General features: G+C 33.9%; 17 protein-coding genes and 1 pseudogene. 12 read left to right on the forward strand and 6 right to left on the reverse strand.

The features are described 5' to 3' along the window. Positions 1–419 precede the first annotated feature (419 nt). Genes EGX70_RS09980 through EGX70_RS09995 form a run of 4 tightly spaced genes read right to left on the reverse strand, consistent with a single transcriptional unit; the run spans position 420 to position 1,981 of the window. Positions 420–1,157, reverse strand: coding sequence for an aldo/keto reductase (locus tag EGX70_RS09980; RefSeq protein ID WP_001868358.1), 738 nt, complete (start codon positions 1,155–1,157; stop codon positions 420–422). Between the two features lie 5 nt (positions 1,158–1,162). Continuing rightward, positions 1,163–1,513, reverse strand: coding sequence for a hypothetical protein (locus EGX70_RS09985; RefSeq protein WP_000398765.1), 351 nt, complete (start codon positions 1,511–1,513; stop codon positions 1,163–1,165). 15 nt (positions 1,514–1,528) lie between these two features. Then, positions 1,529–1,840: an SDR family NAD(P)-dependent oxidoreductase gene (locus tag EGX70_RS11325; RefSeq protein WP_079254340.1), complete on the reverse strand. Its 312-nt coding sequence runs from the start codon at positions 1,838–1,840 to the stop codon at positions 1,529–1,531. A 39-nt stretch (positions 1,841–1,879) separates the two neighbouring features. Continuing rightward, complete coding sequence (locus tag EGX70_RS09995) at positions 1,880–1,981, reverse strand: hypothetical protein (protein WP_001873390.1); 102 nt, start codon at positions 1,979–1,981, stop codon at positions 1,880–1,882. Between the two features lie 119 nt (positions 1,982–2,100). Here EGX70_RS09995 and EGX70_RS10000 point away from each other — a divergent pair, with 119 nt between their 5' ends. The 11 genes from EGX70_RS10000 to EGX70_RS10050 all read left to right on the forward strand — a co-directional run bounded on the left by EGX70_RS10000 (position 2,101) and on the right by EGX70_RS10050 (position 12,113). After that, on the forward strand, positions 2,101–2,274 hold the full coding sequence (locus EGX70_RS10000) for a LysR family transcriptional regulator (RefSeq protein WP_001873391.1): 174 nt from the start codon (positions 2,101–2,103) through the stop codon (positions 2,272–2,274). A 10-nt stretch (positions 2,275–2,284) separates the two neighbouring features. Beyond that, positions 2,285–2,584 carry a hypothetical protein gene (locus EGX70_RS10005; protein WP_000039812.1) on the forward strand — a complete coding sequence of 100 codons (300 nt, stop codon included), beginning with the start codon at positions 2,285–2,287 and terminating at the stop codon, positions 2,582–2,584. A 32-nt stretch (positions 2,585–2,616) separates the two neighbouring features. After that, positions 2,617–2,844, forward strand: a complete 228-nt coding sequence (locus tag EGX70_RS10010) for a hypothetical protein (RefSeq protein ID WP_001868369.1) — start codon at positions 2,617–2,619, stop codon at positions 2,842–2,844. Positions 2,845–3,054: 210 nt separating this feature from the next. Continuing rightward, the gene (locus EGX70_RS10015; protein ID WP_000958181.1) at positions 3,055–4,944 is read left to right on the forward strand and encodes a transcription antiterminator; all 1,890 of its coding nucleotides are present in this window, start codon (positions 3,055–3,057) and stop codon (positions 4,942–4,944) included. 13 nt (positions 4,945–4,957) lie between these two features. Next, positions 4,958–5,269, forward strand: a complete 312-nt coding sequence (locus EGX70_RS10020; RefSeq protein WP_000706302.1) for a PTS fructose transporter subunit IIB — start codon at positions 4,958–4,960, stop codon at positions 5,267–5,269. 13 nt (positions 5,270–5,282) lie between these two features. Then, positions 5,283–5,732 carry a PTS sugar transporter subunit IIA gene (locus EGX70_RS10025; protein WP_000388079.1) on the forward strand — a complete coding sequence of 150 codons (450 nt, stop codon included), beginning with the start codon at positions 5,283–5,285 and terminating at the stop codon, positions 5,730–5,732. Between the two features lie 12 nt (positions 5,733–5,744). Next, the gene (locus EGX70_RS10030) at positions 5,745–6,848 is read left to right on the forward strand and encodes a PTS fructose transporter subunit IIC (protein WP_000654240.1); all 1,104 of its coding nucleotides are present in this window, start codon (positions 5,745–5,747) and stop codon (positions 6,846–6,848) included. An 11-nt stretch (positions 6,849–6,859) separates the two neighbouring features. Next, positions 6,860–7,549 (forward strand): D-allulose 6-phosphate 3-epimerase, encoded by a 690-nt coding sequence (gene alsE / locus EGX70_RS10035; RefSeq protein ID WP_001174252.1) that lies wholly within the window; start codon positions 6,860–6,862, stop codon positions 7,547–7,549. Between the two features lie 17 nt (positions 7,550–7,566). Next, a complete protein-coding gene (gene fsa, locus EGX70_RS10040; protein ID WP_000667769.1) occupies positions 7,567–8,211 on the forward strand; it encodes a fructose-6-phosphate aldolase in 645 nt (214 codons plus the stop codon). Between the two features lie 48 nt (positions 8,212–8,259). Next, positions 8,260–10,245 (forward strand): transketolase, encoded by a 1,986-nt coding sequence (gene tkt, locus EGX70_RS10045; RefSeq protein ID WP_000141743.1) that lies wholly within the window; start codon positions 8,260–8,262, stop codon positions 10,243–10,245. A gap of 95 nt (positions 10,246–10,340) precedes the next feature. After that, positions 10,341–12,113, forward strand: coding sequence for a DUF4365 domain-containing protein (locus tag EGX70_RS10050; protein WP_000247895.1), 1,773 nt, complete (start codon positions 10,341–10,343; stop codon positions 12,111–12,113). Between the two features lie 623 nt (positions 12,114–12,736). On the opposite strand, the gene EGX70_RS10055 is transcribed toward EGX70_RS10050, so the two are convergent. After that, entirely contained in the window at positions 12,737–14,317 is a 1,581-nt protein-coding gene (locus EGX70_RS10055) for a type I restriction-modification system subunit M (protein ID WP_000818330.1), read from the reverse strand. A gap of 12 nt (positions 14,318–14,329) precedes the next feature. Beyond that, positions 14,330–14,464 (reverse strand): annotated as a pseudogene (locus EGX70_RS10060) (restriction endonuclease subunit S); the annotation flags it as partial. A 240-nt stretch (positions 14,465–14,704) separates the two neighbouring features. On the opposite strand from EGX70_RS10060, the gene EGX70_RS10065 reads away from it, so the two are divergent. Next, complete coding sequence (locus EGX70_RS10065; RefSeq protein WP_042357792.1) at positions 14,705–15,340, forward strand: hypothetical protein; 636 nt, start codon at positions 14,705–14,707, stop codon at positions 15,338–15,340. Positions 15,341–15,383 lie beyond the last annotated feature (43 nt).

Raw genomic sequence — 15,383 nt, forward strand, 5'->3', positions numbered from 1 at the left:
TGACTAATTACATCATATTGATGTAGGTTTAAATGATTTTACATTAATTTATAAAATTATGTAAGGCCTTAAATAAATATCTCTGACTATTACATAGCATAAAGAAACGTAGAACGAGCCTTGCATAGTCATCATAAGATCTCATTCTCCTTATTAAAAGCAATTAAAATAATTTGCTCTAATAGATTAGAGCAAGGAGGGGGCAAGGCTAAAAAGAGATTCAGATAGTGTTATTCAATGTTTATATTCTACAAATGTACAAGATAATTCTTATTTTAGCGATGAAGAAGAATTTCTATATATCAAAAACATTATTTGATAAGTATTCAATTAGCTCCAGTGATTCTACATCACCAAATAGATATTCTGATTTTTCAAGGCTTGCTATTTTAGTCATATCATCATCGGTTAATAATATGTCAAAAAAGTCCATATTTCCCATAATACGAGCTTTGTGCACAGTTTTTGAAATGACTGTTACTTTGTTTTTCACTTCCCAAGCTAGGATTATTTGAGACACAGTTTTTATTATAGCGTTCCGCAATCTCTACCAAAGTAGGATGCTGAAAGATTCCGTATTTCGCTTCTGCAAATGGTCCCCAAGCCATAGTATGGATGCCCTTTTTGCTTAACCACTCTACTTGATCTTTTGCAGGATGAAAAGGGTTCATTTGTATCTGATTGACCGCAGGGATAATCTTGTTATGTAAGATTAAATCTTGAACTCGTCCATTTGAAAAATTAGAAACACCAATTGCTAGAGCTTTTCTCTCCTCGTAGGCTTTTTCTAATGCACGACATGCCCCATAATAATCCCCCATTGGTTGATGGATTAAATAAAGGTTAATATAGTCTAGTTGTAACCTTTTTAATGCTCTATCAATAGCAGGTCCAGCCTTTTCCTCAGATGCATCTTGGATCCAAAGTTTAGTCACGACAAAAATTTCTTTTCTGGGGATTCCTGATTTCTTAATAGCACGACCAACTGCCTCCTCATTAAGGTATCCAGAAGCTGTGTCAATGAGGCGATAACCAACTTGAAGTGCATCTAAGACGGATTGTTCGCACTCTAGAGGGTCATCTATTTGGAAAACGCCAAAGCCAAGACTTGGTATTTTTACTCCATTATTTAATATAAAAAATTGATTTAATGGCATTATGGTTAATCCTTTCCTAAATAATTTTTCATCATTGATGCTATCCATTCTTGATCAGTCATAGACTTACGGTAGTTGATAAATTCTTCTGACGCAACAAGATAACGCCATTGTTTAATGTTATCAGTAGCAGCGATGTAAATAGTTTCTGCTACCAAATCAGGACTTGAACGATTAGAAGAGACTGGTTCAGTCATATCCTCCAGGTATTTTTCTGCATATGTTGAATATGGGCTTTCTTTTACACCATCTGTTATTTCTAAAGAACGGTTCCAAAAATCTGTTTGTATCCCGCCAGGTTCAATCAACTTACAATAAATATTAAAGGGATAAAGTTCATAGCTGAGGCCCTCCATTAATCCTTCCACTGCCTATTTTGCTGCGTGGTAGGTTGCTGTTAATGGTAGTGTGAGGACACCTCCTACCGAAGAAATTGTAATAATACTACCGCCTCCATTTTCGCGTAAAAGTGGAATAAATTGTTTTGTAACAAAAGTTACACCTAACGATAAAGTATCGTATGCCCGACGTATTTGTTCTTCAGATGATAATTCTAAAGGGCCAAAGAGTGCATAACCAGCGTTATTTAGTAAACAATCAATAGTTTTGTATTCTTCTTTGATTTCTAAAAATGCTTTTTGAATTGAAAAAGAGTCAGTTACATCTAACTTAAAAACTTTGATATTTGCTAATTGAGATAGATCTGTTTCCTTTTCGGGTCTTCACATTGTTGCGGCTACTTGCCATCCTTTTTTTGCAAAAAATTTGGCTGTTGCTTCTCCAATGCCAGAAGAAGCTTCTGTAATTACAATTGTTTTTGTCATAATATTTCTCCTTATCTTATTGTCATTTTAACAAGTGCTCTCTTGCTTGGGAATTTGTAAAATGTTATGATAGCGTTAAGTCAAAACTTTATATTTGATGATATCTAGGAGACTATGACATGTATATTCAACAATTAGAAACGTTTGTAAAAGTTGCAGAAGAAGGTTCATTTAGCAAGGCTGCAAAAAAGCTTTATATTTCAACTTCTGCTGTTGCACAGCAAATCAATTTATTGGAAAACCGGTATCAGTTTAACACCTGCAGGTCAGTCTTTATACACGGATGGTCTTAATATTATCAAGATGTCTAAACTAGCGATTGAGAAAGGTCGATCTATTGCTAGTCAAAAAGAAATTATTAAAATTGGAACAGCAGATATTTTTAAACCTCGTTTGTTAATGAAATTTGTCAATTATTTTAAAGAGCACATTTTTCCCTATGACTTTGCCTTTCCGCACACTTCGGAAGCTGAGTGTGATGTAGTTGAAGCGATATATTGTGATATTGCTTGGAAGGGACATTGCCAATTCTACGAACTCTTTCAAACTCCTTTAGCAGTTGCGGTTAATAGTAATCATCCATTAGCTCTCAAAAAAAGGTAACACTTTCTGATATTGTAGAATTTAGTATATTAATGCCTCAAAAAAATGCCTTAACGGGAATGGATCAGTTTAGAAATGCATTGTTAAGTGAATTTTCCCAGGCAAAAATTATTGATGTACACCCAAACTTGATAACTATTCCCTTGGAGAGTGAATTCTCCTTACCTTATGATTTGATTTATAGTAATAATCCAAGTTCATCAACATTAGGATTTATTAAAACAATTGCAGATTCTAAGTTGACATTTTCGATCGATTAATTGTAACTTTATGACCAATTTTTCAAAATATTTTCTGTGCTATAATGAAATGAAAGTGTCATACACTTTCATTTTTTTGTATTTTAATTTAAACAACATAAAGTTGCAAACTTATTTGCAATTTTATGTTGTTTACTAAATGATATATAGCGCTTACAATTGTAAATGTAAATGAAATAGCTATTGATTTTATAAGAGGAGTATCCAAAGATGCTGACTAGTAGACAAGTTAAACTTCTAAAAATTTTAGAAAGTGAGCAAAGCTATCAACCGATCGGTAAGTTTGCAAAAGAATTAGGTATTTCAGATAGAACAATTTATTCAGAAATAAAGTTGTTAATTGAAGAAGGGTATCAAATTAATTCTAAAAGAGGTAAAGGAATAAAATTAGTCAATCAAAGAGGGTTTGATGATAGACCAATTCTAAATATTTCAACTGATCCTGCTGAAACAAGGAGAATCGAGATTATGAAAAGTCTCCTCTTTGATCATGCAACTGTTACTTTAAAAGGACTTTCTGATCACTATTTTGTTAGTCAAACCTCTATTAAAAATGATTTAAAATTTATAGAAGGTACTTTATTTCAAAATAATTTAAGTTTCTTAAATAGTAATAAGAGTGGAACTAAAATTGAAAAAATGCCTCTAGACCAAAAAATACTTGTCTTGTTTAATTTCAATCAATACATTATGACATTTAAAGCAAATTTAGGGAATGATATTTTTGAAGATCGTATAGATTCATTAACTGAATATTACTCAAGTGAAGTTATTAGTGTTTGTAAAAATGTTCTTTACACTTTTATCAGATCAAATGTGATGACAATATTAGATACTTATATTGAGAGTCTCTTAAATATATATATCATATTTGTTAGTCAATTACTTACGGGGAATCATTTTGAAAAGACTATAAACCCTTTGGATAAAAAGCATCATGCCTTTTATGTGAGTACAGCTGTAACATTATTACATAAAGCTTCCTTACGATTAGGTTTTGAATATACAAATAGTGATATTGAGTACCTTTCTCAAATGTTATTGAATTATAGGTTTGAACCGATACCAGTTCAGCAAAATGATGATAAATTTGTCACTGCCCTATTGGAGGATGTTTCAAAGGCTATGTCCATCAATTTTTTGGAAGATCAATATCTTTTTGATCAACTTAGTCAACATATACCAGCCATGTTGTACCGATTGAAATACCATACGCATATACAAAATCCATTTACAGATAAAATAAAATTGGAGTTTGCCATAACGTATAATGTACTTTGGTTGGTGTTACAGGACTTAGGTCAAGAGTTAGATGTTGTTTTTAATGAAGATGAAGTAGCCTACTTAACCATTTATTTTCAACTTTCCATTGAAAAAATTGGGAAAAGTAGAAAAATCTTAATAGTATGTCAAACTGGGATTGTGACTTCTGAATTACTAATTAATAGAATAAAAAAAGTTGTGCCTTCACTAGATCAAGTTGAAATTGCATCCTTAAGTGAGATGTATGAGAAAGATTTGACTTGTTATGACTTTGTCCTTACAACTATTGAAACCAATTTAGATTTGCCTAATCTTTACTATGTCTCACCATTTATCAAAAATGAAGAAATTACCCAATTATTAACAGGAAACCCTTATAGTAATAACGTGACTATTGGGAAAAAAGATCAAATTGAAGCTAACTATTACATTCCGATGCTTAATCAAGATTTCAAAACGAAAGAAGAATTATTAAATTCTGTGGGACAAAATCTAGTAGAAATGGGATATGTCCAAAAAGAATTTGTTGCTAGTTTACTTGATAGGGAAAAAATGGGAAGTACAGAGTTTCCATTGGGAGTCGCTTTACCGCATGGAAGGCCAGAATTTGTCTTAAAAACAGTGGTTGTTTTTATTCAAAATACTCATAAAATTAAATGGAAAGAGTCATTGGTCGATACAGTATTTCTCATTGCGCTGTCAAGAGATGATATTAAAAACGTAAAAGACATTATTTTGAAAATTAATAAAACAATAAGTAATGAAGAAGTATTAAGACAATTAAAAAGTGAAACACGGGAATTAGAAGTTTATAAATTATTAAACCAAGCCGATTAATGGAGGAAATATTATGAAAATTGTTGGAGTAGCAGCATGTACAGTAGGAATTGCTCACACTTATATTGCTCAAGAAAAATTGGAAAATGCTTCGAAAGCAGCTGGTCATGATGTCAAGATTGAAACACAAGGGACAATTGGTATTGAAAATCAACTAACATCAGAAGAAATAGCAGCAGCTGATATTGTTTTGTTAGCTGTTGATGTAAAAATTGCTGGTGAAGAAAGATTTGAAGGGAAAAAAGTAGTAAAAGTTCCAACAGAAGTTGCGATTAAGTCACCTAACAAATTAATCGCAAAACTTGTGGAAGTTGCGTCAAATTAGAAAGGGTTGCCCAATGGAAGCAAGAGATGCTATTAAACGTAAATTAATTAAAACTAATATGAATGTCACCACAAAAGATGAAGCATTTTCAGAATTAGTGTCGCTTTTAAAAAATGAAGGGTTTGTTTCTGATGAAGGAGGATTTATAAAAGACATCTATCTTAGAGAGTCTGAAGGACAAACTGGCATTGGAAATTATATTGCCATTCCGCATGGTAAAAGCTCACATGTAACAGAGCCTGCAGTCGTAATTGGGATTAATTCTTCAGAAATCCCATGGGAAACTTTAGATGATAATGGTGTAAAAGTTATTGTTTTATTTGCAGTAGGAAATGATTCAATCGCTGCACAAGAACATTTAAAAATATTATCACTATTTGCTAGAAAACTAGGAAATGATCAAATTGTAGAAAAATTAATTAATGCTAAAAATGAAGATGATGTTATAGAAGCATTTTCGTAAAAGGAGATAATAATGAAAGATATGATTAAAAAGGCTAATTTTAAAGGTCACTTGCTAACAGCAATTTCTTATTTAATTCCAATTGTTTGTGGAGCAGGTTTCTTAGTCGCTATTGGTATGGCTATGGGCGGTAGAGCACAAGATGCACTAGTTATTGGCAATTTTTCTTTTTGGGATACGATGGCCACAATGGGTGGTAAAGCTCTCGGTTTGTTACCTGTTATTATTGCGACTGGTATTGCTTTTTCAATCGCTGGTAAACCAGGGATTGCCCCAGGGTTTGTTGTCGGATTGATTGCAAACGCTATCAGTGCAGGGTTTATTGGTGGTATTTTAGGTGGCTATATTGCAGGATTTATCGCCTTAGGTATTTTAAAAAATGTAAAAGTACCAAATTGGGCAAAAGGACTGATGCCAACACTTATTGTTCCATTTTTTGCAGCTTTATTGAGTAGTCTTATCATGATTTATCTGATTGGTGGTCCCATTTCAGCCTTTACTGGTTGGTTAACTGATTTTCTAAAAAGCTTAGGAAATACCTCAAATCTTGTTATGGGTGCTGTTATTGGTGTCCTTTCAGGGGTAGACCTTGGAGGACCATTGAATAAAACTGTTTATGCATTTGTATTGACCTTACAAGCTGAAGGAGTAAAAGAACCACTTACTGCTTTACAATTAGTTAATACAGCGACACCAGTAGGATTTGGTTTAGCCTATTTTATTGCTAAATTATTCAAGAAAAACATTTATACTAACGATGAGATTGAAACCTTAAAATCTGCAGTGCCAATGGGGATTGTGAATATTGTTGAAGGGGTAATCCCTATTGTAATGAACAACTTAATGCCTGCAATTTTAGCAATTGGTGTCGGTGGAGCTGTAGGAGGAGCTGTTTCAATGACAATGGGAGCTGATTCTGCAGTGCCATTCGGTGGAATTTTAATGATTCCTACAATGACTAGGCCAATTGCCGGAATTTGTGGCTTGTTATCTAATATCTTGGTAACAGGATTAGTATATTCATTGGCTAAAAAGCCAGTTGATCGTAATGAAGTTACAATTGTTTCTGCTGAAGACGAAGAAGATATCGCACTTGATGATATCGAGATCATGTAAGGAGAACTATGATGCAAAAAGTAGAAATATCTCCCTCGTTGATGTGTATGAATCTTGACAAATTCCAAGAAGAAATCTGTTTTTTAGATTCACATGTTGATTCCTACCATATTGATATAATGGATGGACATTTTGTACCTAATATTACACTGTCTCCTTGGTTTGTGGAAGAAGTTAGAAAGCTATCCTCCTTACCAATGTCAGCTCATTTGATGGTAAAAGATCAACCGTTTTGGGTGCAACAAATGATTGATATAAAATGTGAATGGATTTGTATGCATGCTGAAGTGATAAATGGTCTGGCGTTTAGGTTAATTGATCAAATTCATAATGAAGGTTTAAAAGCAGGGGTAGTTTTAAATCCCGAAACCCCTATTGAAGTAATAATGCCCTATATTGAACTGTTAGATAAAGTTACTATTATGACAGTGGATCCTGGTTTTGCTGGACAAAGGTTTTTAGATTCAACTTTAGATAAAATTGTAGATCTAAGAAGATTGAGAGAAGAAAATAATTATAATTACTTAATTGAGATGGATGGTTCATCTAGCCGTAAAACATTTAAAAAAATTGATGAGGCTGGCCCTGATATATACATTGTTGGACGAAGTGGTTTATTCGCATTAACAGATAATATTTCAGAATCATGGGACATTATGACCAATGACTACTTTGAAATGACTGGAAAAAAATTAAACTAGATAAATAGAGGATAGAAATGAAATTTTTTTTAGACACAGCTAATGTTGAAGCTATTAAAACTATCAATGAACTTGGTTTGGTGGATGGTGTAACGACAAATCCAACGATTATCTCTCGCGAAGGTCGTGATTTTGAAACGGTTATTAAAGAAATTTGTGACATCATTGATGGTCCAGTTTCAGCAGAAGTAACGGGATTAACAGCTAATGAAATGGTGGACGAAGCGCGTGCACTATCTAAATGGCATGACAATGTTATTGTTAAAATTCCAATGACTGCAGAAGGATTGAAAGCAACCAGTATTTTGTCAAAAGAAGGCATTAAAATCAATGTCACCCTTATCTTTACGGTTTCACAAGGTCTTATGGCCATGAAAGCTGGCGCATCATATATCAGTCCATTTATTGGGCGTTTAGAAGATATCGGTACAGACCCTTATCAATTAATTGAGGCTCTTCGCGACATTATTGACATATATGGTTTTGGCACAGAAATTATTTCTGCTAGCATCCGCAGTGCAGCTCATGTTGAAGCAGTTGCTAAATTGGGATCACATATCGCAACAATTCCGGAAACCATTTTTGACAAGATGGTACAACACCCCTTAACAAAAAGTGGTATTGATCAATTTATGAATGATTGGGCTTCATTTAAAAAATAAAAAGGGGAATCCCCTTTTTATATTACTAAAAACAGAAAGGTTTTACTTATGACATTCGATGCAGTTGACCAGTTGGCAGTAAACACTGTCCGTACGCTTTCAATGGATGCTATCCAAGCAGCTAATTCAGGCCACCCCGGTTTACCAATGGGGGCAGCTCCAATGGCTTATGTTCTATGGAATAAATACATGAACATTAATCCTAAAACAAGCCGTAACTGGACAAACAGAGACCGTTTTATTCTTTCTGCAGGACATGGATCTGCAATGCTATACAGCTTATTACATTTAGCTGGTTACGACCTTTCAATCGATGATTTGAAAAATTTCCGTCAATGGGGTTCAAAAACGCCAGGACATCCTGAAGTCAATCATACAGATGGTGTAGAAGCAACAACAGGACCGCTAGGACAAGGTATCGCAAACGCTGTAGGTATGGCAATGGCAGAAGCTCACCTTGCTGCAAAATACAACAAACCAGGTTTCAATATCGTTGACCATTATACTTTTGCTTTAAATGGTGATGGTGACTTAATGGAAGGTGTCAGTCAAGAAGTCGCAAGTTTAGCAGGTCACTTAAAACTTGGAAAATTAATCACTTTATATGATTCAAATGACATTTCTCTAGATGGCCCTACATCTATGGCCTTCACTGAGGATGTTAAAGGACGTTTTGAAGCTTATGGATGGCAACATATCCTCGTTAAAGACGGCAATGACTTAGATGCTATTGCCAAAGCTATCGAAGAGGCAAAAGCTGAAACTGAAAAACCAACTATTATTGAAGTTAAAACAATTATTGTTTTTGGATCTGAAAAACAAGGAACTTCAGCAGTTCATGGTGCCCCACTTGGAGCAGAAGGCATTGTCTTTACTAAAAATGCTTACAAATGGACCTATGAAGATTTCATCGTTCCTGACGAAGTGAAAGCTCGTTTCCAAGAAGGATTACAAGCACGTGGTGAACAAGCTGAAAATGCTTGGAATGAACTCTTTGCAAAATATGAAGCGGAATATCCAGAACTTGCTAAAGGCTATAAAGAAGTCTTTTCAAATGAACCAGTTTCAGTAGAATTAGCTGCGCATGAACTTGGGTCATCAAAAGCTAGCCGTGTTTCAAGTCAAGAGGCTATCCAACAAATCTCTGAACAAGTCGCATCATTCTGGGGTGGTTCGGCAGACCTTTCAGCCTCAAACAACACAATGGTTAAAGTTGAAAAAGACTTCCAACCAGGTCAATATGAAGGCTGCAATATCTGGTTTGGTGTACGTGAATTTGCCATGGCAGCTGCGATGAACGGTATTGCTCTTCATGGTGGTACTCGCGTTTATGGTGGTACATTCTTCGTCTTCTCAAACTATCTATTACCTGCAGTACGTATGGCAGCACTGCAAAGCTTACCAACCATGTATGTCATGACACATGACTCCATTGCCGTTGGTGAAGACGGTCCAACTCATGAACCAATTGAACAGTTAGCAAGTGTCCGTTCAATGCCAAACTTGAACGTCATTCGTCCAGCGGATGGTAATGAAACCAATGCCGCATGGAAACATGCCTTAGCAGAAATAGATAAACCAACAATGCTAGTGTTAACACGACAAAACTTGCCAGTTCTTGAAGGAACAAAAGAATTAGCAGAAGAAGGTTTAAATAAGGGTGCTTATATCTTGTCAGAAGCCAAAGGCGAAATGGATGGTATCATCATTGCGACGGGATCTGAAGTAAAATTAGCCATGGATACACAGGCTGCGCTAGCAGAAGAAGGGATCCATGTTCGTGTTGTATCAATGCCATCACAAAATATCTTTGATGCGCAAAGCGACGCTTATAAAGAAGAGATTTTACCAGCCACAATCACAAAACGCTTGGCAATTGAAGCAGCATCAAGCTTTGGTTGGGCAAAATATGTAGGCTTAGCTGGCAAAACCTTAACCATTGACACATGGGGAGCTTCGGCACCAGGAAATCGTATCTTTGAAGAATATGGTTTCACAACAGAAAATGCTACAGTCCTATATAAAGCATTATAAAAATAATCAAAAAGTTATGAAATAAGAATCTGAGAAATTCTATATATTATTTAGATACATGATATAATGTAGTCAGAAGCTTATCGAGGTGTGATTTGGTAAACAATAGAAAAATAGAAACGTTAGGATTGTCTTATTTACGTACTGTTCTTGATAAGAACAACTACTTACAAACTTACTTTGATGAGAATGATAAAACACCACTTTGGGATGGAGAGATTCACCTTCTAAGAGCACCTAGCGAGAAAAAGTCTGATATTATAGGAAAAGTTCCTGTTCAAATTAAAGCAACTCAACAAAAGAAAAAGAATAATAGATTTTTGATAAGTCTGAGTGATTTAGAATTGTATCAAAAAAATGGTGGATTTGTACTGTTTGTAGTATGGATTGATGAAGAGAATAATATAAAAGAGATATTATACAAATCTCTTCCACCTCTTTCAATAAAAAATCTTATAAAGAGAAGTAAAAGAAAATTGACTACAGGGGCACCTAAAAAAGTGTCAATTGAAATCCATTCCTTATCAGAAAATAAGGTTTACCCAATGCTGATGGATTTTATCAATTCAAGTCGCAAGCAGTATAGTTTTGCTACTAGTCGCGGATTGACTATGGACAAACTGCCGAAAGAGCCAAAATTGAAATTTTATCATTACGGAAAAAGTCCAATTGATGTTTTTGATTATCAAGAAGAACATGAACTTTTTGCTTATATGGTAGATGATGATACAGGTATTGAAATCCCAATTGAGAATCCAATAAAAATTGTTGAAACTGCTGAAAAGACAGATCTTACCTTTACTATTGGAAATTATACTATAAAAAATGTGGTTCGATGTCGTTTTCCAAACGGTAATGTAGAATTACAGATTGGTTCAGGTTTTAAATTGCAAGCCGATGAAAAAGCAGGAAAATTTAGATTAAATTATTCGAGACCAGATTTATTAAATCAATCAATAGAATGCACTAAAGCCCTTCAAGAATTACAAAATGTGGGTTATGTTAAATTAAATGAAGCAAAAATTGAATTTGATCCACAATCACTAGATAAAATTAAAGATATGAATCTAAGTGAGCAGTTAGATGAACTTCTTCAGGTTTCAACTTTTATGGAAAAAATGGGAGTGAAAAAGGAAATAGATTTGTCACTTTTTGATAACCAGTCACAGAGAAATTTATATTTTCTTAATAAAGGTCTTGTTTTAGGAGAAAAAGTTTCTTCAAATTATGACGAATCAAAATTATTACATCTAAGAGTTGCTAATGCAAATTTTCTCACTTTCTATCAATTTGAAAAAACTAACTCAGGTAGACTAATTAATATATTTTTGGAAACACCTTGGTGTAAAAAAGGGGATAGTATAGTTGATGAGAATGCAGAAGATGTTTCGATTTTTGAGGTTTTTGAGCCAAATGATTGGTTAAAGATAGATAATTGTGATTTTGATGCAGTAATTGCCTCATATCAGAGATTAGTTGACACAGGAAACTTTGTTTCAAGTGCCGATGAAACCCTTATTAGAATTATTTCTGCTTCAGATTTATCAGAAGATGTGGGAAGAAAGAATTTACTTCTTGATTGGGCTCAGCAGCTTTCAAATTGGAATACGACACATTCCAAAGGCTATGAAAGAGCATTGATAAATGATTTACAAATTAAAATCAGAAGACGTCCTCTGAATGATAAAGAAAAAGAGAAATTAAATGAAATATTGACTAGCAATATTGAAGATTCTGAAGTTTGTTTTGGTGTGACGGTCCTACTGAAATCAAAATCTCAAGCAGATTATTATTGGAACAAATTAGAGGAAGAATTACAGAAAAGATATCAGGAATTCCCTATTTATAAGTTGTATCGAGAACTTTAATTGTTAGATATACTATTTTAAAATAATGGGAATAGTCCAAAATAGGAATGCTATAACAAAAGCTTTAAGTATGATATTTTCAAATATATTTAAAAATCATTGAACCGATCGACTTAATAAGAAAATTTATAAACAATAAAAAGAATCGTATTACTTTATTTTGTAATACGATTTTTTGTGTATAGAAGATACTGTCTTTGTCTATTTTTTGTCTTATTGTAATAAATTTAAGTGATTTTAGTTCAATTTAGCAAAATTTAAAAGGCTTAAAATCAACATTTCTGATGATTACAAGACATAAAAAATCATGGAACAAGTCTTGCATATTCATCATAATAATTAATAAATTCCTTTCATATCAAGGGATTAGTCCTTGTTGTTAATTTATAATTGCCTTACACTGCCCTATTCTTAAAAATGATCAAAAGCAGATGCAATCTTTTTTTGTACGACATTCATTATATCATTTTCACCTAATAACTCAATTCTAGGTTGCTTTTTAAAAATATATAAAGGTGTTTGTTTTATTCACTTTTTGAAACATATCTGAGAAATAAGGGGTTATATCTTTTTTGATTCAACTTCAAAATTGACTGTTGGGAAGTTTGACACATGCCTGATTATTATTTTCTAAAAGCATCCAATTCATCTTGAGCTTCCTTAGTTGTTCCGACTAGTCGTTTCATGAGTTGATCTAGTTTGGCATTTGTTTTGGCAATTTCTTGATCAATATCATTGAGTTGTTTCGCTAATTCTGGAAGTGGTTTAACAGGGACTTCCTCAAAAGTATCGACATAGCGTGGGATATTTAAGTTATAGTCATTTTCAATGATTTCATCAAATGAAGCTAAATATGAAAACTTATCAGAATTATCACGACTCTTATAAGCATCAAGAATCTTCTTGATATGAGCATCTGTCATTGTGTTTTGATTTTTGCCCTTATCAAACTCTTTTGAAGCATCTATAAAGAAGACATCTTTGTTGGTTCTGTTCTTCTTTAATATGATAATAGTCGTAGGGATGCTTGTATTATAAAAGATATTTGATGGAAGTCCGATAATAGTATCGATAGCCCCTTGTTCGAGTAGTTTTTGGCGAATTTTACCTTCTGCAGCTCCACGGAAAAGAACTCCATGTGGTAAGACAATTGCCATAGTTCCTGTATTTTTTAAATGATAGAAACCATGAAGTAAAAAGGCAAAGTCAGCTTTTGATTTTGGTGCTAATACACCGTAACTTGAAAAACGTGGATCCGTTAAGAAACCAGCAGTCGCTGACCATTTTAAAGAATAAGGTGGGTTCATCAACACCCCATCAAAATTGGTTGGCTCATCTGTTGGCCAGTCCGCATCCAAGGTATCAGCATTACTTAAGTGTTGGTTTTCGATGGCAACGCCATGAAGCATCATGTTCATGCGAGCCAGGTTATAAGTAGAAGTATTGATTTCTTGACCATAGTAAGAAACGGTATCTGATTGATGACTATATTTTTTAGCATTTAGAAGGAGTGTTCCAGATTCCATAGCAGGGTCATAGAGAGTCATTCCTTTTTGATCTTCACGACCTGAAAAGACAATCTGAGTCATTAAGTGAGAGACAGCTTGTGGGGTATAGAACTCACCTGCTTTTTTCCCTGATTCACTGGCAAATTCACCAATCAAGTACTCATAAGCATCGCCTAAAGTATCCCCATCAACTGACTCAAAGTCAATCTCATTTAATGTTTTCATGACATTGGCAATGGTTTGGTTTTGTTTTTGAGGAGTAGAACCTAGTTTTTTAGAGTAAAGATCAATATCTTTAAATAAGTTTTCAAAATCTTCACCACTTTGTTCAATATCGCGAAAACCTTGAGCTAATGATTCTAATTGGAAAGTATTGTGATAAACATCTTGGATGAGTTTTTCAAAGGTCAGTGTCGGTTCAATAAAGTAACCTAAATCACCAGTAACAACAGAAATGAGGTCATCTTTTAGGTCTTCATCTTGATAGGCATCTTCAAAGATTTTTTGAGTATCTGTAAAGGTATTAAAGTGTTCTTCTAAATTATCACAAACAGCCAAGAGTAATTTATCAGATAAGTGTTTATAAAAGATGAGTCCAAGAAGATAGTTTTTATAGTCATTGGCATCCATTTGACCACGTAATTGATCGGCCGAATTCCATAGTGCTTGCCGTAGTGAAGTTATTTTCTCTGCCATGTGCGTCCTTTCTTATACGAATAAACGATTGAGTAATGTTTGTTTGAGTGCTTTAAGTTCTGTTAGTTTTTCTTCCGTTTGAGTAATTTGTTGGTCTAAGGTTTGGAAGAAGTCACCAATGGCTTCTTGTTCGTTAAAATTTGGTATTAGAAATGTAAAATTTTCTACACTTTTTTTGATATATTTAATTGTGATGATCCTGCTCCCTGAAGTTTAAAGTACTTTTGATTGCTGTTTATACAATAGAATAAATATCTAATACATACAGTATTATCACCTCATTTTTTGTTAGTGTATGATTTTATGGTTTCCTAAGAATGACTTAAGAATTATTTTATATTTAGTTTAACCTTACTTTATTTCTTGTTGTTATACTTAGTTCATAAAATAAATAACCCAAAAGAAAGAGGTAATTCTTATGAAAAAACTTATTACAGAAAAAAAGTCAACAACGTCTCAACTGCTAACTATTTGAAACTCGGTCTTGTCTCAGCAATGTTTGCTGGAGGAGCATTCGTAGCTCTTGGTTCTACACAAGGTGTTTCAGCTTCAACTTTCACAGCACCGCAAGCAACACCTCCAAAAGCAGAACGTCAGTTAACAGATGCAGAACTTTATGAACGTGCCCAAAAACAAGTATTGCCAAAATATATCCAAGGTTCTCTTTCAGGTATTCTCAACCAACATTCAACACTTTACAAACAACAAAACGCAGCAGCGACACCGCAAGTATCAAGCCCCAAAGCAGAACGTCAGTTAACAGATTCAGAACTTTATGAAAGTGCCCAAAAACAAGTATTACCAAAATATATCCAAGGTTCTCTTTCAGGTATTCTCAACCAACATTCAACACTTTACCAACAACAAAACGCAGCAGTGACACCGCAAGTATCAAGCCCCAAAGCAGAACGTCAGTTAACAGATTCAGAAATCTATGAACGTGCCCAAAAACAAGTGTTGCCAAAATATATTCAAGGTTCTCTCTCAGGTATCCTTAACCAGCATTCAACTTTAAATGTTTAAATAGATAAAGTAGATTAATGATTAAATAGTTAAGCTATTTAAA

This window comes from Streptococcus sp. FDAARGOS_522, from assembly GCF_003812445.1.
Classification (GTDB): domain Bacteria; phylum Bacillota; class Bacilli; order Lactobacillales; family Streptococcaceae; genus Streptococcus; species Streptococcus agalactiae.